This window comes from Xenophilus azovorans DSM 13620, assembly GCF_000745855.1.
In the GTDB taxonomy this organism is placed as follows: domain Bacteria; phylum Pseudomonadota; class Gammaproteobacteria; order Burkholderiales; family Burkholderiaceae_C; genus Xenophilus; species Xenophilus azovorans.
The window spans coordinates 36,615-57,491 of sequence record NZ_JQKD01000032.1 but is presented as its reverse complement, the minus strand read 5'-3'; the positions used below and the strand labels follow the sequence as shown (position 1 = coordinate 57,491).

19 protein-coding genes are annotated in these 20,877 nt (G+C 70.5%); 6 read left to right on the top strand and 13 right to left on the bottom strand.

Annotated features, from left to right (window positions below):
- Positions 1–2 precede the first annotated feature (2 nt).
- The 7 genes from Q392_RS17325 to Q392_RS17295 form a co-directional block, all read right to left on the bottom strand.
- Positions 3–968, bottom strand: a complete 966-nt coding sequence (locus tag Q392_RS17325; protein ID WP_038210437.1) for a PDR/VanB family oxidoreductase — start codon at positions 966–968, stop codon at positions 3–5.
- 27 nt (positions 969–995) lie between these two features.
- Positions 996–2,009: an ABC transporter substrate-binding protein gene (locus tag Q392_RS17320; protein WP_038210436.1), complete on the bottom strand. Its 1,014-nt coding sequence runs from the start codon at positions 2,007–2,009 to the stop codon at positions 996–998.
- 36 nt (positions 2,010–2,045) lie between these two features.
- The gene (locus tag Q392_RS17315; RefSeq protein ID WP_084217151.1) at positions 2,046–3,464 is read right to left on the bottom strand and encodes an FAD-binding oxidoreductase; all 1,419 of its coding nucleotides are present in this window, start codon (positions 3,462–3,464) and stop codon (positions 2,046–2,048) included.
- Between the two features lie 14 nt (positions 3,465–3,478).
- Positions 3,479–4,249 (bottom strand): ABC transporter permease, encoded by a 771-nt coding sequence (locus tag Q392_RS17310; protein WP_084217149.1) that lies wholly within the window; start codon positions 4,247–4,249, stop codon positions 3,479–3,481.
- Positions 4,250–4,321: 72 nt separating this feature from the next.
- Positions 4,322–5,134 (bottom strand): ABC transporter ATP-binding protein, encoded by an 813-nt coding sequence (locus Q392_RS17305; RefSeq protein ID WP_038210432.1) that lies wholly within the window; start codon positions 5,132–5,134, stop codon positions 4,322–4,324.
- A 41-nt stretch (positions 5,135–5,175) separates the two neighbouring features.
- Positions 5,176–6,747 carry a carboxylesterase family protein gene (locus tag Q392_RS17300; protein ID WP_211260249.1) on the bottom strand — a complete coding sequence of 524 codons (1,572 nt, stop codon included), beginning with the start codon at positions 6,745–6,747 and terminating at the stop codon, positions 5,176–5,178.
- Between the two features lie 17 nt (positions 6,748–6,764).
- Positions 6,765–7,778: an ABC transporter substrate-binding protein gene (locus tag Q392_RS17295; protein ID WP_038210430.1), complete on the bottom strand. Its 1,014-nt coding sequence runs from the start codon at positions 7,776–7,778 to the stop codon at positions 6,765–6,767.
- 233 nt (positions 7,779–8,011) lie between these two features.
- Here Q392_RS17295 and Q392_RS17290 point away from each other — a divergent pair, with 233 nt between their 5' ends.
- Positions 8,012–9,205 carry a Rieske 2Fe-2S domain-containing protein gene (locus Q392_RS17290; protein WP_245610740.1) on the top strand — a complete coding sequence of 398 codons (1,194 nt, stop codon included), beginning with the start codon at positions 8,012–8,014 and terminating at the stop codon, positions 9,203–9,205.
- Between the two features lie 22 nt (positions 9,206–9,227).
- On the opposite strand, the gene serB is transcribed toward Q392_RS17290, so the two are convergent.
- Genes serB through mfd form a run of 3 tightly spaced genes read right to left on the bottom strand, consistent with a single transcriptional unit; the run spans position 9,228 to position 14,181 of the window.
- A complete protein-coding gene (gene serB, locus Q392_RS17285; protein WP_038210427.1) occupies positions 9,228–9,959 on the bottom strand; it encodes a phosphoserine phosphatase SerB in 732 nt (243 codons plus the stop codon).
- Between the two features lie 35 nt (positions 9,960–9,994).
- Positions 9,995–10,612 (bottom strand): hypothetical protein, encoded by a 618-nt coding sequence (locus tag Q392_RS17280; RefSeq protein WP_038210419.1) that lies wholly within the window; start codon positions 10,610–10,612, stop codon positions 9,995–9,997.
- A gap of 17 nt (positions 10,613–10,629) precedes the next feature.
- Complete coding sequence (gene mfd / locus Q392_RS17275; protein ID WP_038210417.1) at positions 10,630–14,181, bottom strand: transcription-repair coupling factor; 3,552 nt, start codon at positions 14,179–14,181, stop codon at positions 10,630–10,632.
- A gap of 121 nt (positions 14,182–14,302) precedes the next feature.
- On the opposite strand from mfd, the gene ispD reads away from it, so the two are divergent.
- Together ispD and ispF are read left to right on the top strand one after the other, a co-directional pair.
- Positions 14,303–15,031 carry a 2-C-methyl-D-erythritol 4-phosphate cytidylyltransferase gene (gene ispD, locus Q392_RS17270; RefSeq protein WP_038210415.1) on the top strand — a complete coding sequence of 243 codons (729 nt, stop codon included), beginning with the start codon at positions 14,303–14,305 and terminating at the stop codon, positions 15,029–15,031.
- Positions 15,028–15,531, top strand: coding sequence for a 2-C-methyl-D-erythritol 2,4-cyclodiphosphate synthase (gene ispF / locus Q392_RS17265; protein ID WP_038210413.1), 504 nt, complete (start codon positions 15,028–15,030; stop codon positions 15,529–15,531). Before ispD ends, ispF begins: the two co-directional genes overlap by 4 nt.
- A gap of 3 nt (positions 15,532–15,534) precedes the next feature.
- Here ispF and Q392_RS17260 read toward each other — a convergent pair whose 3' ends face one another.
- Together Q392_RS17260 and ompR are read right to left on the bottom strand one after the other, a co-directional pair.
- Positions 15,535–16,905 carry a sensor histidine kinase gene (locus Q392_RS17260; protein ID WP_051953624.1) on the bottom strand — a complete coding sequence of 457 codons (1,371 nt, stop codon included), beginning with the start codon at positions 16,903–16,905 and terminating at the stop codon, positions 15,535–15,537.
- Positions 16,906–16,980: 75 nt separating this feature from the next.
- Positions 16,981–17,712 (bottom strand): osmolarity response regulator transcription factor OmpR, encoded by a 732-nt coding sequence (ompR, locus tag Q392_RS17255; RefSeq protein WP_038210410.1) that lies wholly within the window; start codon positions 17,710–17,712, stop codon positions 16,981–16,983.
- A 186-nt stretch (positions 17,713–17,898) separates the two neighbouring features.
- Here ompR and Q392_RS17250 point away from each other — a divergent pair, with 186 nt between their 5' ends.
- Both Q392_RS17250 and Q392_RS17245 read left to right on the top strand, forming a co-directional pair.
- Complete coding sequence (locus Q392_RS17250; RefSeq protein WP_051953610.1) at positions 17,899–18,258, top strand: hypothetical protein; 360 nt, start codon at positions 17,899–17,901, stop codon at positions 18,256–18,258.
- 89 nt (positions 18,259–18,347) lie between these two features.
- A complete protein-coding gene (locus Q392_RS17245) occupies positions 18,348–19,043 on the top strand; it encodes an SIMPL domain-containing protein (protein WP_038210408.1) in 696 nt (231 codons plus the stop codon).
- Between the two features lie 21 nt (positions 19,044–19,064).
- Here Q392_RS17245 and Q392_RS17240 read toward each other — a convergent pair whose 3' ends face one another.
- On the bottom strand, positions 19,065–19,835 hold the full coding sequence (locus tag Q392_RS17240; RefSeq protein WP_038210407.1) for a 3-hydroxybutyrate dehydrogenase: 771 nt from the start codon (positions 19,833–19,835) through the stop codon (positions 19,065–19,067).
- A gap of 66 nt (positions 19,836–19,901) precedes the next feature.
- Here Q392_RS17240 and Q392_RS17235 point away from each other — a divergent pair, with 66 nt between their 5' ends.
- Entirely contained in the window at positions 19,902–20,870 is a 969-nt protein-coding gene (locus tag Q392_RS17235; protein WP_038210402.1) for an alpha/beta fold hydrolase, read from the top strand.
- Positions 20,871–20,877 lie beyond the last annotated feature (7 nt).

The following is a 20,877-nucleotide window of genomic DNA, read 5'->3' as shown; positions in this document are numbered from 1 at the left end:
CGTCAGATGTGCAGGCTCAACTGGTCGCCCCTGGCGCGCGAGCAGCACAGCGCGACCTTGTGGCGGCGCTCGGTGCCGCTGAGGCAGAAGTCGCGGTGCTCGGCGCCGTCGCCCTCGGCCGGCACCACGCAGGTGCCGCACAGGCCCTGCTGGCACGACACCGGGATGTCGATGCCCACGTCGTGCAGCGCCTCCACGGCGGTCTGCTCGGCCGCCACCGGCACGCTGATGCCGCGCTGGAGCAGCCGCAGCGTGAAGGGCCGGCCGGTCGAGGCGACCATGCCGTCGGGCGCCGCGAAGTACTCGGCGTGGATGTTGTCCTCGGGCCATTCGCCGGCCGCGCCGCGCACCGCCTGCATGAAGCCCGCCGGGCCGCACATGTACAGGTGCGAGCCGGCGGCGGGCGCGGCCAGCAGCTCGGCCAGGCGGATCTTCTGCGCCGGCGTGCCGCCCTCGTCGAAGTGCAGCCGCACGTGCGGCGCCAGCGAGGAGGCGCCCAGCGCGTCGGCGAAGGCCAGGTGCTCGGGGCTGCGCGCGAACACGCACAGCGTGAAGCGCTCGCCGCGCGCCGCGAGCGTCTGCGCCATCGCCAGCAGCGGCGTCATGCCGATGCCGCCGGCCAGCAGCATGTGGTGCGCCGCGCCGGGCGCCAGGGTGAAGGTGTTGCGCGGCTCGCCGACCGGCAGCAGGTCGCCTTCGCGCACGCGCTCGTGCATAGAGGCCGAGCCGCCGCGGCCCGCCGGCTCGCGCTTGACGCCGATCAGGTAGCGGTTGTCCGCCACGTGCGGCGCCTGCGCCAGCGAGTACTGGCGCGAGAAGCCGCCGGGCATGTGCACGTCGATGTGGGCGCCGGCCTCGTAGGCGGGGAGTTCCCGGCCCCACGGATGCGCCAGCTCGAAGCCGAGGATCTCGGGCGTCTGGCGCGTGATGCGCGCCACCCGCAGGGTGAGGATGCGCGTCTGGCTCATGCTTGGCTCACTTCTCGTTCTTCTTCATCACTTGCCGCCGGTCAGCTGCCTGCGCACGTCCAGGCCGGTGCCCTTGTTCACGAACTGGGTGGTGTAGGAGGCCTCGGGGTCGATCTGGCCCGCGGTGAACAGGCCGGCCTCCACGGTCTTGGCGTGGAAGTCCTTGATGCGCTGCGGGTCGATCGCGCCGATGCCCTTGGCGAGCGCGTCGCCGCTGTCGATGTGCTCGCGCAGGATCGGGATGGACTTGGCCGTGTACTCGGGCGTGATGTCGGGGTTGGATTCGCGGATCAGCTTGTCGGCTGCCGTGCGGTCGCCGTAGAGGTAGTTGTACCAGCCGATGTTGCTGGCCTCGACGAAGCGCCTGACCAGGTCGGGCTCCTTCCCGACCAGATCCCTGCGCGTCTCGATGACCATGCCGTAGGTGGACCAGCCCGCGTCGGCCAGCGAGAAGGCCAGCGGCTTGAAGCCGGCCTGCGCCTCCACCGAGATGGGCTCGGAGGTGGCGTAGCCCTGCTGCACCGCCTTCTTGTCGGCCAGGAACTGCGACAGGCTGAAGTTGTACGGTCGCACCTGCTCGTCGCGGAAGCCGTAGGCCTTCTTCATCCACTGGAAGTAGCTGATCTGGCCGTCCTTGGCCATGAGGATGGTGGGTGCGCGGGTCAGGTCGGTGAACTTCTCGTAGCCCTGGCCCGGGTGCGCGATGAGGATCTGCGGATCCTTCTGGAAGTAGGCCGCCACCACCACGGTGGGCACGCCGGCCTTGAGGTTGTCGAAGGGCAGCAGCATGTTGCCGGACATGAGGAAGTCCACGCGGCCCGCCGGCAGCATGGGCCGGTTGTTCACCTGCGGCCCGCCCTGCTGGATGGTCACGTCCAGGCCGAACTTCCTGTAGGTGCCGTCGGCCAGCGCCTGGTAGAAGCCGCCGTGCCCGGGCTGGGCCCGCCAGTTGGTGGCGAGGGTCACTTTGTCCTGCGCCGCGGCGAGGTGGGCGAGCAGGGACATCCCAAGGCCGAGGCCGAGAAAGAGCTTCTTGCGCATGCTGTGCTACTCCGGTTGACGAATGAGGTGTTGGGTTCAGGCCGGGCGGGCCATCTCCGGCCGCCAGCCGCGCGTCTTGCCGGGATTCATCAGGCCCATCGGGTCGCCGTGTCTCTTGAAATCGATCTGCTGGTCGTCGATCGCCTTCATGCCGCCTTCCTCGATGGTGACCACGTGAGGATTGAAGATCTGGCAGCCGCCCTGCGATTCGATTTCGCGGATCACTTCGTACTGGTGCTCGATGCCCTTCCAGCGGACCAGGATGATGCCAAAGGTCCCGAACTCGCCGCCGGCGCGCGCGAAGTCCTGGTGCTGCAGCACGTCGTCGCCGAAGACGTCGAGATGCCGCTGCACCACGGCCGGGTCGAAGGGCTGGGCGTAGGCCACCTGCAGGTAGGTCCAGCTGCGGTCCACCTTCAGCGCCTGCAGCGTGGTGTGGTTGTAGGCGCACTCGTAGGCCGGCGGCAGGCCGGCGTCCAGCAGCTCCTGCTCGGTGCCGCAGACCGAGATCTCGCCGCCCATGCGCCGCGCCAGCGCGCGCACCTCGCCGATGGAGTCGGGCGAGACCATGGTGAAGACCGCATGCCGGTCGGCCGGGAACCTGTCGCCCATGCTGGTGTAGTAGGGCGAGAAGCGCGCTTCCACGGTGGAGAGCAGGAACAGGTCCAGCGCGGGCGTGCTGGCGGCGCAGGCGAAGTCCAGCGCGCCGCGGTAGGTCGGGAACAGCACCGTCGTGTGCAGCCATTCCACGTGCGGGTCCAGCGCCACCTCCACGTCGAGGATCACGCCGTTGGTGCCGAAGGCATGCTGCACCTTCTGGATATCGTCGCCCGCCAGCTCGATGATGCGCGGCTCCTGCTCGACCGTCATCACGCGCGCGCGCAGCATGTTGCCGGGATCGCGCAGGATGCCGTTGCGCATCGAGCCGATGCCGCCGAAGCCGCCCGAGATGAAGCCGCCGATGGAGGCCACGTGCCAGGTCGAGGGCCACATGCGCAGGCCCTGGCCGGTCTCGCGCGCGGCCATCTCGATGTCGTACATGCGCGCGCCGGCCTGGGCGCGGACGCGGCCGGGCTGGATGTCGAGCACGCGCGCCAGGCCGCTCACGTCCATCACGATGCCGCCGTTGAGCGGCACGCACTGGCCGTAGTTGCCGGTGCCGCCGGCGCGCACCGTCAGCGGCACCCGATGCCGCGCGGCCACCTGCGCCACCTGGCGCACGTCCTCCTCGGTGCCCACGCGCACCACGACGTCGGCCACGCAGTCGGCGAGCAGGTCGACCAGCACGGGGCTGTACCAGAAGAAGTCCTTGGACAGCTGCCGCCGCTGCGGCAGCCGCGTGATCACGTCCAGGCCCTGCAAGTCGGCCTGCACCTGTTGCCAGTCCACGCGGGACAGGTCGTAGGCGAAGCCCGCGTGGCCGGTGGGCGGCGCGGCGGGAATGGAGATCGGCATGTCGGTCATCTTTGCTATTGCTCCCGGCGCATCTCGCTCTCGTGCCAGTGCCCCAGCACCATCTTCGAGAGGACGGCGAAGACCAGGAAGATCACCACGCCCAGCGCGGAGACCAGGAACAGCGCGGCGAACATCATCGGGATCTCGGTGCGGAAGCTCGACTCCAGGATGCGCGAGGCCAGGCCCGTCTCGCGGCCCGCCGTGCCGGCAGTGAACTCGGCCACCACCGCGCCGATCAGCGCCAGGCCGCCGGCGATCTTCAGGCCCGCCATGAAGTAGGGCAGGGCGCTGGGCACCAGCAGGTAGCGGAAGCGCTGCCAGGGCGTGGCCTTGTAGAGCTGGAACAGGTCGCGCAGGTTGCTGTCGGCGCTCTTGAGCCCGATCACCGTGTTCGACAGGATGGGGAAGAAGGCGACGATCCAGGCGCACAGCAGCAGCGCCGCCGTGGTGTTGGACACGTAGATCAGGATCAGCGGCGCGATGGCGATGATCGGCGTGACCTGCAGCACCACGGCGATGGGGAAGAAGCCGATCTCCACCCAGCGGAACAGGGCGAAGGCGATGGCCAGCAGCACGCCGCCGACCACGGCCGCCAGCAGGGCCAACAGGGTCAGCTTGACGGTGAACCACAGGGCCGGCCACAGCGTGGCCCAGTTGTCGAGCAGCGTGCGCCAGATCAGCGACGGCGCGGGAATGATGTAGTGCGGGATCTCGTTGACGCGCACCATCATTTCCCAGCCGACGAGGATGGCAAGGATGATGACGGCCGGGACCGCGACGCGCATGACGGCCTCGCGGCGCTGCGCCTTGCGCTGGTGTGCGTCCAGGTGGGGCTTGCTCACGTTCGCCTCGCTCTCTCAGTGGTCGATGTCCTGGCCGCCCAGCGCGCCGTGCAGCGAGCGCTGCACCGCCATGCAATGCTGGTTGTAGCGGCTGGAGGTGCGGAACTCCTCGCCGCGCGGGTAGGGCTCCTCGATGCCGAAGGTCTCGACCACGCGGCCCGGCCGGGCGGCCATCACGACGATGCGGCTGGACAGGTACACCGACTCGTAGACGCTGTGCGTGACGAAGACGACCGAGAAGCGGTGCTCGCGCCAGATGGCCAGCAGGTCGTTGTTGAGCTTGATGCGCGTCATCTCGTCGAGCGCGGCGAAGGGCTCGTCCATCAGCAGCAGGCGCGGCTGCGTGACCAGCGCGCGGGCGATGGACACGCGCATCTTCATGCCGCCCGACAGCTCGCGCGGGTACACGTCGGCGAAGCGCGACAGGCCCACCATCTCCAGCACCTGCCGGATCACGGGCGCCGCCGCGTCGCGCTTCACGCCGGCCAGCTTGAGCGGCAGCCAGACGTTGTCGAAGACCTTGGCCCAGGGCATGAGCGTGGGCTCCTGGAACACGAAGCCCAGTTCGCGCTGGCCGTCCGCCGGCGCCGGGCGCTCGGGCCATTCCAGGGCGCCTTCGCTGATGCGCGTGAGGCCCGCGATCAGGCGCAGCGCGGTGCTCTTGCCGCAGCCCGAGGGGCCGAGGAAGCTGATGAACTCGTGGTCGCCGCATTCCAGCGACATGCCCTGCAGGGCGAGGGTGCCGTTCGGGAAGCGCTTGCCGACGTCGCGCATGCTGAACAGCGGCGGCGGCGAGGCGGCGGCGGAGGGCGGCTGGAGGCTTGGCATGGGGATGGGCTGGGCCGTGTGGGTTCGGGGGGGCGGGAATCTCAGCGCAGGAGGGCGTGCCATCTCGCGCACTGCCCCGATGCGTCCTCGAAGCGGTGCGGCGCCGCCGCGGCGGGCTCGGACCAGACGGGCGCGATGCGGGACGAGGCGGTGAGCGGCGGCCATGGGCCGTGGCCTTCGCCCTGGACGGGGACGCCGCTGCGGGCGAAGGCGCCCCAGGCCTGCATCATGCGATGCGAGAGCGCGCGGTCGTCCGGGTCCAGCGGATAGCCGGGCGGATAGACCGGCGCGGCGAAGAGCAGGTCCAGTTCGTCGCCGTGCGTCGCGCCCAGGTAGGCCTTGGGATGGTTCCGGCTCACGTGCGCGAACCAGTAGGCGTAGGCCGGGCGCCGGCCGTGCCGGGCCAGTGCGGCGGCGGCCGTGTAGCTGCCGCAGTTCAGGTAGAAGTCGCCCAGCAGCCGGCTCAGCGCGTGCCAGTTGCCCTGCGTGGCGCGCTGCGGGGCGTACCACGAGAGGATGTCCTCCACCTGGCCGGCCGGGTAGAAGGGCGAGAGCGCATCGCGTGCGGCCTTCAGGTAGGCGGCGTCGTGCACCGGCTGGTCGGGCCGCTTCCAGCCCGTGCGGGACATGGCCATGAAGTTCCCTTCCTCGGCATTCAGGCCGACGAGGACGGGCACCTGCCGCTGGAAGCGGCCTTGCTCCAGCAGGGCCAGCGGCTGCGCCTTCAGCCGTACGCCATCGACGGTGGGCTGGAAGGCATGGCTGTCGGCCAGGGGCGGGAGCAGCTTCTCCGCCGGTACGCGTTTCAGGCACGCGACCATCGCGGCGGCGTCGTCCGTCGTGCAGCCCAGGCGCCGCGCCAGCGCGTGGGTGCCGGCCGTGGCCTGCGCCAGCGTGGGCAGCCGCCACTGCCAGGTGGATTGCAGCATCGCGCGCTGGAACAGGCCCGCGGCGGCAGGGTCCAGCAACTGCGCCAACACGCTGCCGGCGCCGGCGCTTTCGCCGAAGAGCATCACGCGCCGCGGGTCGCCGCCGAACGCGTGCACATGGCGCGCCAGCCAGCGCAGCGCGAGCTGCTGGTCCTGCAGGCCGAGGTTGGCGTCGCCGGCGCGGGCGCGGGCCGGGTCCGCCAGGAAGCCGAAGGCGTTGAGGCGGTAGGCCACGGTCACGACGACGGCGCCGCTGCGCGCCGCCAGCTTCTCGACCTTGTTCTCGGAGGCGCGGCCCGTCCAGTAGCGCCCGCCGTGCAGGAAGACCATCACCGGCCGGGGGCCCGCATCGGATGCGGCCTGCGGCGCATAGACGTTCAGGTACAGGCAGTCCTCGGACATGCCGACGTCCGCCGGCACCTGGCCCTGCTGCATGCAGGCGGGCTTGAAGCGCGTGGCCTGCAGGGGCTGCGGCCCCCAGGGGCTGGCCGGTCGCGCCTTCTCGAAGCGCAGGTCTGCGACGGGCGGCTGGGCGAAAGGAATGCCCAGGTAGGCCGCCACGCGGCCTTCTTCCATCCAGTTGCCCTGCACCGGGCCCAGCGCCGTGCGGACGATGGGCGCCTGGGGTGCCGGCGAAGCGGCCGCAGCGCCGATCGGCAGGAGCCCCCAGGCAAGGGCGAGCACGGCCGCGGCGCCGCGCATCACTTGGCGGCCTTGACGCCCACGCCCTTGTTGACGAAGCGGTCGGTCACCGCCAGGTCGGCGTCGACCTCGCCGGGCTTGTAGATGCCGGCCTTGACCATGCGGGCCGCGAAGTCGCGCACGCGGGGCATGTCGATCGCGCCGATGCCCTTGGTCTTGGCGTCGCCCGAGTCGACGAGGTCCAGCCGGATCATCTGCTCGCGCTCGGCGGCCAGCTTGGCGTCGTTGACGTCGGGGTTGAACTTCTTGATGAGATCGAGGCCGGGCTTCGGGTCGCCGTAGAGGAAGTTGTTCCAGCCGATGGTCGAGGCGTCCACGAAGCGCTGCACCAGGTCGGGCTTGTTCTTCACCAGCTCGGTACGCGTCTCGATCAGGTTGCCGTAGGTGTTGTAGCCCTGGTCGGCCAGGAGGAACACGTCCACCTCGGCGCCCTGGTCGCGCGCATAGAGCACCTCGGAGGTGGCGAAGGCCTGCTGCACGGACTTCTTGTCGACCATGAAGGGGCCGATGTTGAAGGTGTAGGGCTTGAACTGCTCGTCGCTGAAGCCGTGCTCGGCCTTGAGCCACTGCCAGAAGCCGAACTGGTTGCTCTTGGCGATGAAGACGCTCTTGGCGTTCTTCAACTCGGCGAAGTTCTTGTACTCGCCCTTGTGGGCGATCAGCGCGGTGGGGTCCTTCTGGAAGTAGGCCGCCACGATCACCGTGGGCACCTTGTTGCGCGTGTTCTCCAGCGCCGTCAGCAGGCCGCCGGTCATCAGGAAGTCGATGCGCCCGGCCGGCAGCATGGCGCGGTTGTTCACCTGCGGGCCGCCCTGCTGGATCTCCACCTCCAGGCCGTACTTCCTGTAGGTGCCGTCGGCCACGGCCTGGAAGAAGCCGCCGTGGGTGGCCTGCGCGCGCCAGTTGGTGGCGAAGGTCACCTTGTCCTGTGCCAGCACCGCGGTCGCGCTGCCGAGGATCAGCGCGCAGGTGGCGAACGACCGGACGCAGCGGGAGAGGCGCGGCAGATTCATCGTGGGCATTCCTTGTCGGGCGTCATGGACGAACGCCCAGAAGAGTTGTGGGGAGGCGGGTCGCGATTCTGGGGAGGTTTGACCATTCGGTCAAATTATCGCTTTCCCCGAGATCCGGGCTTGCCCAGGGCATTGCGCTGTGGCATGGCGTGTTCGTATGATCTTATTTGACCGTTTGGACAAATTCAGATGCGGACCCACGACGCCGATCGGCGGGCACCTGGAGAAAGAACTTGAGCGCCTACGAGAAACCCGACCTGACCGGCGTGGCCTACGGCCGCCCGGCCGGCCAGCACGACGCCCTGCTCACCGAGGTGGGGCCGGGCACGCCCTGCGGCGAATTCATGCGCCGCTACTGGCACCCCGTCACCCTGTCGGAGCGCGTGACCACCACGCCGGCGCGCATCCGCATCCTGGGCGAGGACCTGATCGTCTTCCGCGACCGCAGCGGCCGCGCCGGCCTGCTGCACAACCGCTGCGCGCACCGCGGCACCGACCTGTTCTACGGCCGCGTGGAGCCCGAGGGCATCCGCTGCTGCTACCACGGCTGGCTGTTCAGCGTCGAAGGCCGCTGCCTGGACCAGCCCTGCGAGAAGGGCGGCGGCGCGAACCGCGAGCGCATCCGCCAGCCCTGGTACCCGGTGCAGGAGCGCTACGGCATCCTCTGGGCCTACATGGGCCCGCCCGATCGCATGCCGCTGCTGCCGCGCTGGGACATCCTCGAGACCATCGAGCCCGGCATGAAGCTGCACGTCTCGCACTCCAGCCTCTACGCCGGCGGCGACGACGACGTGGAGATCGTGCCCTGCAACTGGCTGCAGGAGTGGGAGAACGTGATGGACCCCTTCCACATCCCGGTGCTGCACACCACCTTCAGCGGCGTGCAGTTCGTGCTGGAGATGGGCGTGATGCCCGAGGTGGAATGGGAGTACACCGACGACGGCATCCGCTACACCGCCTACCGCAAGCTCGACGACGGGCGAGAAATGGACCGCATCACGGCGGCGAGCTTCCCCTACGTGCGCATGGTGCCCAACGTGCAGTTGCGCCACGGCGCCGCCGGCGGCATCGGCTTCGTGGTGCCGGTGGACGACACCCACTTCCGCCTGTGCTTCGCGATGAAGATCCCCGAGGACCAGAACGCGCTGCCGCGCAGCCCCAACCTGCGCCCGTGGTCGAAGATGACCGAGGAGGAGCGGCAGCGCTACCCCGGCGACTGGGAGGCGCAGGTGGGCCAGGGGCCGATCACCTTCCACAACGAGGAGCACCTGGCCACCAGCGACAAGGGCGTGGGCATGCTGCGCCGCGCGCTGCGCCAGCAGATCAAGGCGGTGCAGGAGGGCAGGAACCCGGCCGGCGTGAATTTCGACCCCGACAAGGTGCTGATCCGCGTCGAGGCCGGCAACTGGTTCCGCGACCCGCGCTGAAGCAGGCCGGCGGCGAGGGCGCTCAGCCCTCGAACAGCGCCAGCAGGCGGTCCAGCCCGCCCTCGTCGATGGCGACCATCGCCTGCTCGCGCACCCGGGGCTTGGCGCGGTAGGCCACCGACAGGCCCGCCTCGCCCATCATCGGCAGGTCGTTCGCGCCGTCGCCCACCGCGATCGCCTGCGCCGGGTCGATGCGCAGCAGCGAGGCCACTTCCAGCAGCGTGCGGCGCTTCTCGGCGCCGTCGCAGATGTCGCCCCAGCTCTGCGGCACCACGCGGCCGGTGAGCATGCCGCCGTCCTGCTCCAGCAGGTTGGAGCGGACGAAGTCGATGCCCAGCCGTTCGCGCACGCGGTCGGCGAAGAAGGTGAAGCCGCCGGAGACCAGCAGCACCTTCAGCCCCGCCGCCCGGCAGGCGGCCACCAGCTCGGGCGCGCCGGGCGTGAGGCGCAGCCGCTGGTCGTACACCTCCTGCAGGGCGCCGGCCGGCACGCCGCGCAGCAGGGCCACGCGCCGCCGCAGGCTTTCCTTGAAGTCCTTGATCTCGCCGCGCATCGTGGCCTCGGTGATGGCGGCGACCTCCGCCTTCTTGCCCACCGCGTCGGCGATCTCGTCGATGCACTCGATGGTGATCAGCGTCGAATCCATGTCGAAGGCGATCAGGCGGAAGTCCGACAGCGCCAGCGGCGGCTGGACGCCGCGCAGCACGAGGCCGGGCGCGAATTCGACGGGAGCGGGAAGCGGGGCGGAAGACATCGGTGGAGGCGGAAAGTCGGGAAGGAGCGCGGCCCTCAGGGCCGGCGCAGGTAGAGCGTATCGGACCAGGTGGCCAGCCACTGCGGCGCGAAGGCCACGAAGATGCTGGCCAGCATGCCGGTGACGATGCCGTCGCCCCAGGCCATCAGCCAGTGGGCGACCAGCGCGAGGCCGGGTTCGGTGCCGGGCAGGCGCTCGCCCGCCCACACCTGCAGCGCGCTGGCCAGGAAAACGCAGGCCACGGTGCCCAGGAAGGCGCGGCCCAGCAGGTAGACGAAGGGATGCTCTCCCAGCCAGCGCCGCAGCAGCGCGCCCAGGCCCAGCGCCAACGTGGCCGGCAGCACGCCCTGCCAGAAGGCGATGCCGACCACGTCGTCGAGGCCAAGCGGGGCGATCAGCCAGGCCAGCGCGGCGCAGGCCAGCAGCGCGGGCACCGCCACCGGCCAGCCCAGCAGCAGGACGGCCAGGCAGGCGCCCGACCAGCGCAACTGAGAAGCTACCGGATGCAGTGCCGGCAGCGCCCACACCCACGGCAGCAGCACCAGCACGGCCAGCAGCGGGCCGAGGCGCTCCCCGTGCGGCATCAGTCGCCACGGCCGCAGCGCGAGCGCCGCCGCCAGGGCGACGAGAAGGAGGGCGGCTTCGGCGAGCATGGCGCGGGCGCGGCGGCTCAGGCGGGCACCGCCTGCGCTTCCACCTTCGGCTGCCCCAGCGAGCGCAGCACGTCGCGCACCATCTGCGCGCGGTCCTTCGGCTCCTTCAACTCGCGCTCGATGCGCAGCTTCTCGTTGCCGGCGAGCTTGATGTGCCGGTTCTTCTGGATCAGGCCGATGATCGCCATCGGGTCGACCGGCGGGTTGGGCTTGAAGGTGATGTGGATGACGCCCGGCGCCGCGTCGACCTTGACCACGCCGTAGGGCCGCGCCAGCACGCGCAGGCGGTGCACGTCGATCAGCGTCTGCGCCTGGGCGGGGAGCTTGCCGAAGCGGTCGACGATCTCCTCCAGCAGCGCATCGATCTGGTCGGAGGTCCTCGCGGTGGCCAGCTTCTTGTAGAAGGACAGGCGAAGGTGCACGTCGCCGCAGTAGTCGTCGGGCAGCAGGGCGGGGGCGTGCAGGTTGATCTCGGTGGTCACGTTCAGCGGCGAGAGCAGGTCCGGCTCCTTGCCTTCCTTGAGCGACTTCACCGCCTCGGCCAGCATCTCGTTGTAGAGCTGGAAGCCGATCTCCATCATGTTGCCGCTCTGGTTCTCGCCCAGCACCTCGCCGGCGCCGCGGATCTCCAGGTCGTGCATCGCCAGGTAAAAGCCGCTGCCCAGCTCCTCCATCTGCTGGATCGCGTCCAGCCGCTGCGCGGCCTGCTTGGTCAGGCCCTCGATGTCGGGGACCATCAGGTAGGCGTACGCCTGGTGGTGGCTGCGGCCGACGCGCCCGCGCAGCTGGTGCAGCTGCGCCAGGCCGAACTTGTCGGCGCGGCTGATGACGATGGTGTTGGCGGTGGGCACGTCGATGCCCGTCTCGATGATGGTCGAGCACAGCAGGATGTTGTAGCGCTGCGCCACGAAGTCGCGCATCACGCGTTCCAGCTCGCGCTCGGGCATCTGGCCGTGGGCCACGGCGATGCGCGCCTCGGGCAGGATCTGCTCCAGCTTCTGGCGGCGGTTCTCGATGGTCTCGACCTCGTTGTGCAGGAAGTAGCACTGCCCGCCGCGCTTGAGTTCGCGCAGCACCGCCTCGCGGATGACGCCGGTGCCCTCGTTGCGCACGAAGGTCTTGATGGCCAGGCGGCGCTGCGGCGCGGTGGCGATCACGGAGAGGTCGCGCAGCCCCTCCAGCGCCATGCCCAGCGTGCGCGGGATCGGCGTGGCGGTGAGGGTGAGCACGTCCACCTCGGCGCGCAGCGCCTTCATCGCCTCCTTGTGGCGCACGCCGAAGCGGTGCTCCTCGTCGATGATGAGCAGGCCCAGGTTCTTGAACTTGACCGATCCGGAGAGCAGCTTGTGCGTGCCGACCACGATGTCCACGCTGCCGTCGGCCAGCCCCTTGGCAGCGGCTGCGATCTCCTTGCCGGAGCGGAAGCGGCTCATCTCGGCGACCTTCACCGGCCACTTGGAGAAGCGGTCCACCAGCGTCTGGTGGTGCTGCTCGGCCAGCAGCGTGGTCGGCGCGAGGAAGGCCACCTGCTTGCCGCCCGTCACCGCCACGAAGGCCGCGCGCAGCGCCACCTCGGTCTTGCCGAAGCCGACGTCGCCGCAGACCAGGCGGTCCATCGGGCGAGGCGACACCATGTCCTGGATGACGGCGTGGATCGCGGCCTTCTGGTCGGCCGTCTCCTCGAAGCCGAAGTCGTTGGCGAAGACCTCGTAGTCGGCCGCCGAGAAGCGGAAGGCGAAGCCCTCGCGCGCGGCGCGGCGGGCGTAGATGTTCAGCAACTCGGCGGCGGCGTCGCGCACCTGCTCCGCAGCCTTGCGCTTGGCCTTTTCCCACTGGCCGCTGCCCAGCTTGTGCAGTGGCGCCTCGTCGGCGCTCACGCCGGTGTAGCGGCTGACCAGGTGCAGCTGCGACACCGGCACGTACAGCGTGGCCTTGTCGGCGTACTCCAGGTGCAGCATCTCCTGCAGGGCCGGCGTGCCGTCGGCGTTCTTCGAGCCCAGGTCCATGTTGACCAGCCCGCGGTAGCGGCCGATGCCGTGCGCGCTGTGCACGACCGGGTCGCCCACCTTCAGCTCCGACAGGTCCTTGATCAGCGCATCGACGTCGCTGGTCGCCTCCTGCCGCTTGCCGCGCCGGCGCGTGGTGGGGCCGGTGGCGAACAGCTCGGTCTCGGTGACGAAGTCGATGCCGGCCTCGTTCCAGGCGAAGCCGGCCGCGACGGCGGCGGTGGCGATGCCGGTCTTCTCGCCTTCCGCTTCCTCGAACTCCGCCAGCGAGTCGAAGGCCGGCGGGCTGACGCCGCTGGCGCGCAGGAAGTCCAGCAGGCTCTCGCGCCGGCCGTCGCTCTCGGCCAGCACCAGCACGCGGTGCGGCGTGCGGGCGATGTGCTCCTTCAGGCGGGTGAGCGGGTCGTCGGCGCCGCGTGAGACGGCCAGGGGCGGCAGCGATTCGAACTCGGCGTAGGCGGATGTGGATTCCTCTCCCACCGTTCGGGCTGAGCTTGTCGAAGCCGGGCCCGGCGCTTCGACAGGCTCAGCGCGAACGGGGGAGGGGGTGCGGACAGCGAGTTGCGGATGCGCCTTGGTCTTGCCGTAGAACTGCTCCGCCGACAGAAACAGCGCCTCCGGCGGCAGCGCAGGCCGCTCCGGATCGCCCTGCACCAGCCGGTAGCGCTCGCGCGTGTCCTGCCAGAAGTGCTGGAAGGCGGCCTCCAGGTCGCCGTGCAGCACCAGTGTGCTGGCCTCACCCAGGTAGTCGAACACGGTGGCCGTCTCGTCGAAGAACAGCGGCAGGTAGTACTCGATGCCGGCGGTGGCGACGCCGTTGCCCATGTCCTTGTAGATGCGGCTCTTGGTCGGGTCGCCCTCCAGCAACTCGCGCCAGCGGGCGCGGAAGCGCGCGCGCGCCTCGTCGTCCATCGGGAACTCGCGGCCGGGCAGCAGGCGCACCTCGGGCACCGGGTAGAGGCTGCGCTGCGAGTCGGGGTCGAAGGTGCGGATCGAGTCGATCTCGTCGTCGAACAGGTCGACGCGGAAGGGCTGCGGCGAGCCCATCGGGAACAGGTCGATCAGCCCGCCGCGCACCGCGTATTCGCCGGGGCTGACCACCTGCGTGACGTGGCTGTAGCCGGCCAGCGTGAGCTGGGCCTTGAATTTCGCTTCGTCGAGCTTCTGCCCGGTCTTGAACTGGAAGGTGTAGCCGGCAAGGAAGGCCGGCGGCGCCAGGCGGTACAGCGCTGTGGTGGCCGGCACCAGCACCACGTCCACCTCGCGCTGCGAGATGCGCCACAGCGTCGCCAGCCGCTCGCTGATCAGGTCCTGGTGCGGCGAGAAGCTGTCGTAGGGCAGCGTCTCCCAGTCGGGGAAGACGGCGCAGCGCAGGCCGGGCGCGAAGAAGGCGATCTCGTCGAGCAGGCGCTGGGTGTCGGTGGCCTCGGCCGTGAAGAGGGCGACGAGGCGGCCGTGCTGCTGCTCGCGCTCGGCCAGCCGCGCCAGCAGCAGCGCGTCGCCGGAGGCCGGCGGGCGCGGCAGCGTGAAGCGCTTGCCGGGAAGGAGGGTGGGGAGTTGCATCGGTGCGGGAAATGACAAACACCCCGCGCCGTGGGGGCGAGGGGTGTGAGAGGCCCGATTCTAGAATGGCGCCCCTCTTTCCGCAGGGCCTGCCGCCCCGCGCCAACCCTCGCATCCATCCATGTCCGCACCCCGTCTGCATGTGCTCGTTCCGTGTGCCGGCGTGGGTGCGCGCGCCGGCGCGGCCGGGCCCAAGCAGTACGCGCCGCTGGCCGGGCGGCCGATCGTGGCGCACACCGTCGAGGCGTTCCGCGCGCTGGGCCGCCGGCTGGCGACGCTGGCGCTGGTGGTGGCGCCGGACGACGCGTTCGTCGAGCAGGTGCTGCCGGACTTTCCCCGCGCCGGCGAGCGGCTGCTGCGCGTGGGCGGCGCCACCCGCGCCGCCACGGTGGCGAACGGCCTGCGCGCGCTGGCTGCGGCGGGCGCGGGCGCGCAGGACTGGGTGCTGGTCCACGACGCCGCGCGCTGCCTGGTCACGCCGGCGCTGGTCGAGCGGCTGGTGGCCGACTGCGCCGACGACCCGGTGGGCGGCCTGCTGGCGCTGCCGCTGCCCGACACGCTCAAGGCGGCCACACCCGAGGGCCGCGTGGCAGGCACGCTGCCGCGGGCCGGCAAGTGGCTGGCGCAGACGCCCCAGATGTTCCGCCTGGGCACGCTGGCCGAGGCGCTGGCGCAAGCCGGCGACGCCATCACCGACGAGGCCGGCGCCATCGAAGCCGCCGGCCTGGCGCCGCGCCTGGTGCCGGGCAGCGCGCAGAACTTCAAGATCACCTATCCCGAGGACTTCGCCCTGGCCGAGGCCGTGCTTGCCGCGCGCGCCACCACCGCCGGGGCGCGCCGCATCCCATGACCGAATCCGCGCCTGCCGCCCCCTTCTCCATCCGCATCGGCGAGGGCTGGGACGTCCACCAGCTCGCCGAAGGCCGCCGCCTGGTGCTGGGCGGCGTCGAGATCGCGCACGACAAGGGCCTCGTCGGCCATTCCGATGCCGACGTGCTGGCCCATGCGATCACCGACGCGCTGCTCGGCGCCGCGGCGCTCGGCGACATCGGCCGCCATTTCCCCGACACCGACCCGCAGTTCCGCGGCGCCGACTCGATGGTGCTGCTGGCCGAGGCGGCGCGGCGCGTGCGCGCCGCCGGCTGGCGGATCGGCAACGTCGACAGCACCGTCATCGCGCAGGCGCCGAAGCTGGCGCCGCACATCCCGGCCATGTGCGAGCGGCTGGCACGCGTGCTCGGCCTCGATGCGGGCCAGGTCAACGTGAAGGCCAAGACGGCCGAGAAGCTCGGCCCGGTGGGCGAGGGCCGCGCGATGGAAGCGCGCGCCGCGGTGCTGCTGCACCGCTGAGGCTCAGACCATCCGGGCCGTCTTGCCTTCGGCCTTCTGCTTCTTCGCAGCCACCGCCTGGCTGGTGGCTGCCCGCTGCAGCCGCATGTGGGCCGCGAAGCCGCGTCCCGGCGTGCTCGTCAGCGCGAAGCTGCCGCCCATGCGCTCGATGTTCTTGGCCACGATCGACAGCCCCAGCCCGGCGCCGGCCGCCGAGGTGCGCGCCGCGTCGCCACGGAAGAAGGGCTTGGTCAGTTGCACCAGCAGCGCTTGCGGCACCCCCGGCCCGTGGTCGCGCACCTTCAGCAGCACCGCGTCGTTGTGCGCCTGGGCCTGGATGTTGATCTGCGCGACCTCGGTGCCGGGCGTCCTGCCGTAGCGGCGGGCGTTCTCCACCAGGTTGGAGATCACGCGAATCAGCTCCACCTCGTCGGCCATCACGGCCAGCTCCGGGTCCACCTCGACCTTGATCTCCACGTCGTCGTAGTCCTGCACGCTGAAGATGCTGGCGTCGATCACGTCGCGCAACAGCACGGGCAGGAACTGCACGTGGTCAGGCCGCGCGTAGTCGAGGAACTTGTCGATGATGGCGTCCAGCTGCGCGATGTCGGCGGCCATGTGGGCGCGCGCGTCCTCGTCGGCCACGCTCATCTCGGTTTCCAGCCGCAGGCGCGCCAGCGGCGTGCGCAGGTCGTGCGAGATGCCGGCCAGCATCACGGCCCGCTCCTGCTCGATCTTGGCGAGCTGGTCGGCCATGCGGTTGAAGCCGACGTTGACGTCGCGGATCTCCTTGGTGCGCGACAACTGCTTGAGCGGCCGGTTGATGAAGCGCGTGATCAGCGCCGAGCCCGCCAGCGACAGCGCGACGGCCGTGATCAGCCAGGTCAGCCAGGTGCGCCCCCCCACGCGCGAGAAGCGCGCCGGGTCCAGCAGCAGCCAGTAGTTGTCCGAATCGATCGCGAAGCCGATCCACAGGCCCGGCTCGTCGTTGACGCGGCTGGCGATTACCGTGCCTTCCCCCAGGCGGTCCACCAGTTCCTCCGTCGCGCGGCGGTCCAGCGTGCCCTGGGTGTAGGCCTCGAAGCGGTCGTGCGGCTCGCGCGGCAGGATGCGCACGCCCTCCTGGTCGGCCAGCGTCTTGATCAGCGACACGCGGGTGATGGCGTCCGAATAGACCAGCGCCGCGCGCGTGAGGTTGACCAGCGAGGCGATCTGGTGCGCCGTCTGCACGGAGCGCGGCTCGTCCTCCAGCGAACGGAAGGTCTGCAGCCACACGAAGATGCAGCCCATCAGCAGCAGCGCCAGCAGGAAGAAGGTGCGCCAGAACAGGCTGAAGCCCAGCCGCAGGCGACGCCGGCGGCCGCGGTGCGGCCGCATCTCCAGCGGCGTGGGCAGGGTGACCGACGCCGTATCCTCAGCCAGCGGGCTGGGCTGCGTCGTATCAGGGCCGGCGACGGCCGCCACGATGCGTCACGCCGTGCCGTCCGGCACGAACACGTAGCCGACGCCCCATACCGTCTGGATGTAGCGCGGCGCGGCGGCGTCGGACTCGATCAGCTTGCGCAGGCGCGAGATCTGCACGTCCAGGCTGCGGTCGAAGGGTTCGAACTCGCGGCCGCGCGCCAGTTGCGCCAGCTTCTCGCGCGACAGCGGCTGGCGCGGATGGCGCACCAGCGCCTTGAGCATGGCGAACTCGCCGGTGGTCAGCGAAAGCTCCTCGCCGTCCTTCTTGAGCGTGCGCGAACCCAGGTCGAACTCGAAGGGCCCGAAGCTGACCATCTCGTTCTCGGTCGAGGGGGCGCCGGGCGCCTCCTGCGGCGGGCGGCGGCGCAGCACCGCATGCACGCGCGCCAGCAGCTCGCGCGGGTTGAAGGGCTTGCCCAGGTAGTCGTCGGCGCCGACTTCCAGGCCGACGATGCGGTCCACGTCCTCGCCCTTGGCGGTGAGCATGATGATCGGGGTGCGGTCGTTGGCGGCGCGCAGCCGTCGGCACACCGACAGACCGTCCTCGCCGGGCATCATCAGGTCGAGCACGATCAGGTCGACCGTGTCGCGCAGCAGGATGCGGTTGAGCGCCTTGCCGTCCTCCGCCACGATGACCTCGAAGCCTTCCTGGGTCAGGTAGCGGCGCAGCAGGTCGCGGATGCGGGCATCGTCATCGACGATGACGATCTTGTCGGTTCGGGCGGGTGCTTGAGTCATTGGAGCAACAGTTCCGAGAGATGAATTTGTAACAGCGGCGATTCTGAAGGCGTTCTTCTGACGTCTGCCGCGAAATCGGTGTCGTCTGACACTAAGCTACAAAACTTGCGCACGCTCGCGCCCGCCTTGCCGAAGCGACACGTTGGGGTGGCACAGTGTCAGGCTTTTCAATGGATGCCTGAGCCGATGCCCCGTTCCGTCATTCTGCGTCTGCTGTGCCTTGCCGCCGTCGCCGTGCCCCTGGCAGCGGGCGCGCAATGGCTGCGTGCGGGCGAGCCCGACCGCCTGGACGTGCGGCGCGCCGTGGCCGACCACCGCGCCGAGCAGCGCGAGCAGATCCGCGCCGACGAGGCCATGGCCGGGCGCCGGCTGACGGCGGCCGAGAGGGCGCAGCTGCGCGAGCAGCTGCGCAGCGAATGGGCGGCCCGCAGCGAGGCGACGCAGACGGCCGAGTCCGGCCCGGCGGTATCGTCCGGCGGTAGCGGACAGCCGGCCGGCAGCGGCTGGCGCGTCTTCTGGCCCTGGGCGTCCAACTCACGGCAGTGAGCCGGCACGGCGCCGGGCCGCGCCGTTCCCTTCCCGTATCCAGCCATCCACACCCACTACAGGGAGAGCCTGTCTTGAATTTGAATGCCATGAAGCTGATCGCGGTCTGCGCCGCGCTGGCTGCCGCCGGTGCGGCGGCAGCCCAGAACGTCCCGTGGACCCCGCCGCAGAACGTGCTGCAGCTGTCCGCCAGCGGAACGGTCGAGGTCCAGCAGGACCTGCTGAACATGACGCTCGGCACCACGCGCGACGGCGCGGACGCGGCGACCGTGCAGTCCCAGGTGCGCAGCGCGCTCGACGCGGCGCTGGCGCAGGCCAAGAAGGAAGCCCAGCCGGGCCAGCTCGACGTGCGCACCGGCAACTTCAGCCTCAGTCCCCGCTACAGCCGGGAGGGCAAGATCAGCGGCTGGCAGGGCAGCGCCCAGCTGATCCTCGAAGGGCGCGACTTCGCCCGCATCACGCGCACCGCTTCGCGCATCGACACCCTGACCGTGAGCCACGTGGGCTTTGCCCTCAGCCGCGAGCAGCGCCAGAAGTCGGAGGCCGAGGCGCAGCAGCTGGCCATCGAGAACTTCCGGCGCAAGGCCGACGAGCTGGCCCGCGGCTTCGGCTTCTCGGGCTATTCGCTGCGCGAGGTATCGGTCAATTCCAGCCACGGCGGGCCGGTGCAGCCGCGCGTGATGGCTGCGGCCGCCAAGTCCTTCTCGTCCGATGCGCCGGTGCCGGTGGAAGCCGGCACGACGGCGGTGACCATCGACGTCTCAGGCTCGGTGCAGCTCAAGTAGAGGAAGCTGCCGGCCCGGCCTTCACTGGGCCGTCCAGCCGCCGTCCACCTGCCAGGCCACGCCGCGCACCTGGTCGGCGGCAGGCGAGCACAGGAACACCGCCAGGCCGCCGAGCTGATCGACCGTGGTGAACTGCAGCGAAGGCTGCTTCTCGCCCAGCAGTTCGTTGCGCGCCTGCTCGACCGGGATGCCTTCGCGCGCCGCGCGGTCGTCGATCTGCTTCTGCACCAGCGGCGTCAGTACCCAGCCGGGACAGATGGCATTGCAGGTCACGCCGGTGGTGGCCGTCTCCAGCGCCACCGCCTTGGTCAGCCCCACGATGCCGTGCTTGGCCGCCACGTAGGCCGACTTCTGCGCCGAGGCGACCAGGCCGTGGGCCGAGGCGATGTTGATCACGCGGCCCCAGTTGGCTTCGCGCATGGCGGGAACGGCCAGGCGCGTGGTGTGGAAGGCGCTGGACAGGTTGATGGCGATGATGGCGTCCCACTTCTCGGGCGGGAAGTCCTCGACCTTCGCCACGTGCTGGATGCCGGCGTTGTTGACCAGCACGTCCACGCGGCCGAACTTGGCGGCCGCGAACTTCATCATGTCCTCGATCTCCGAAGGCTTGCTCATGTCGGCGCCGTGGTACTCGGCGCGCACGCCCAACTTCTCGATCTCCGCCTTCGGCGCGGCCGAGTCGCCGAAACCGTTGAGGACGATGTGGGCGCCCTGCTGCGCCAGGGCCTTGGCGATGCCGAGTCCGATGCCGCTGGTGGAGCCGGTGACGAGGGCGGTTTTGCCTTTGAGCATGATGCGAGAACTCCGGATCAATTACGATGAACCGGCCCATTATCCGCAGCAAGACGGACCCTTCGAATGACTGAACCCAGGCTCGATTTCGTGAACTGCCCCGACGGGCAGGGCGGTCATCGCATGGCGTACTGGCAATGGAACAGCAGCCCGGGCGATCCCGCCGCGGCGCGCGTCGTCGTGTGCATGCACGGCCTGACGCGCCAGGGCCGCGACTTCGACACGCTGGCGCGCGTGCTGCTGGCGCAGGCGCACGGGCCGCTGCGCATCGTCTGCCCTGACATCGTCGGCCGTGGCCGCAGCGACTGGCTGCGCGATCCGCAGGGCTACCAGGTGCCGCAGTACGCCGGCGACGTGCTGGCGCTGCTCGCGGCGTTGCAGGCCGAGGCCCCGATCGGTGCGCTCGACGTCGTGGGCACCAGCATGGGCGGGCTGATCGGCATGGTGCTGGCAGGCGCCAAGGACCTGCCGTTGCCCGCACCGGTGCGCCGGCTCGTGCTCAACGACGTGGGGCCGGCGATCGAGGCCGCCGCCATCGCGCGCATCGCCTCGTATGTCGGCCGCGGCGGACGCTACCCGGACGTGCAGGCCGCGGCCGATGCGCTGTGGTCGATTTCCACCGGCTTCGGTCCCCACACGCCCGAGCAGTGGCTGGCGCTGACGCGGCCGATGGTCGTGCCGGCGGGCGAGCGCAGCGCCGACGGCCGGCGCAAGCAGGCGCCTGGCACAGGCGAGGGCGGCGACGGCGTGGTGCTGCACTACGACCCGGCTCTCGCCGAGCCGATCCGCGCGCTCACGCCCGAGATTGCCGCGCAGGCCGAGCAGGCCGCGTGGGCCCTGTACGACGCCATCCGCGTGCCCACGCTGCTGCTGCGCGGCGCGCAGTCCGATCTGCTCTCGCCAGCCACCGCGCAGGCCATGACGCAGCGCGGCCCGCGCGCACGGCTGGTCGAGTTCGCCGGGGTCGGCCATGCGCCGACGCTGATCGATCCGGCGCAGAGCGGGGCCGTCGCGTCCTTCCTGCTGGACCGGTGAGGGCGAC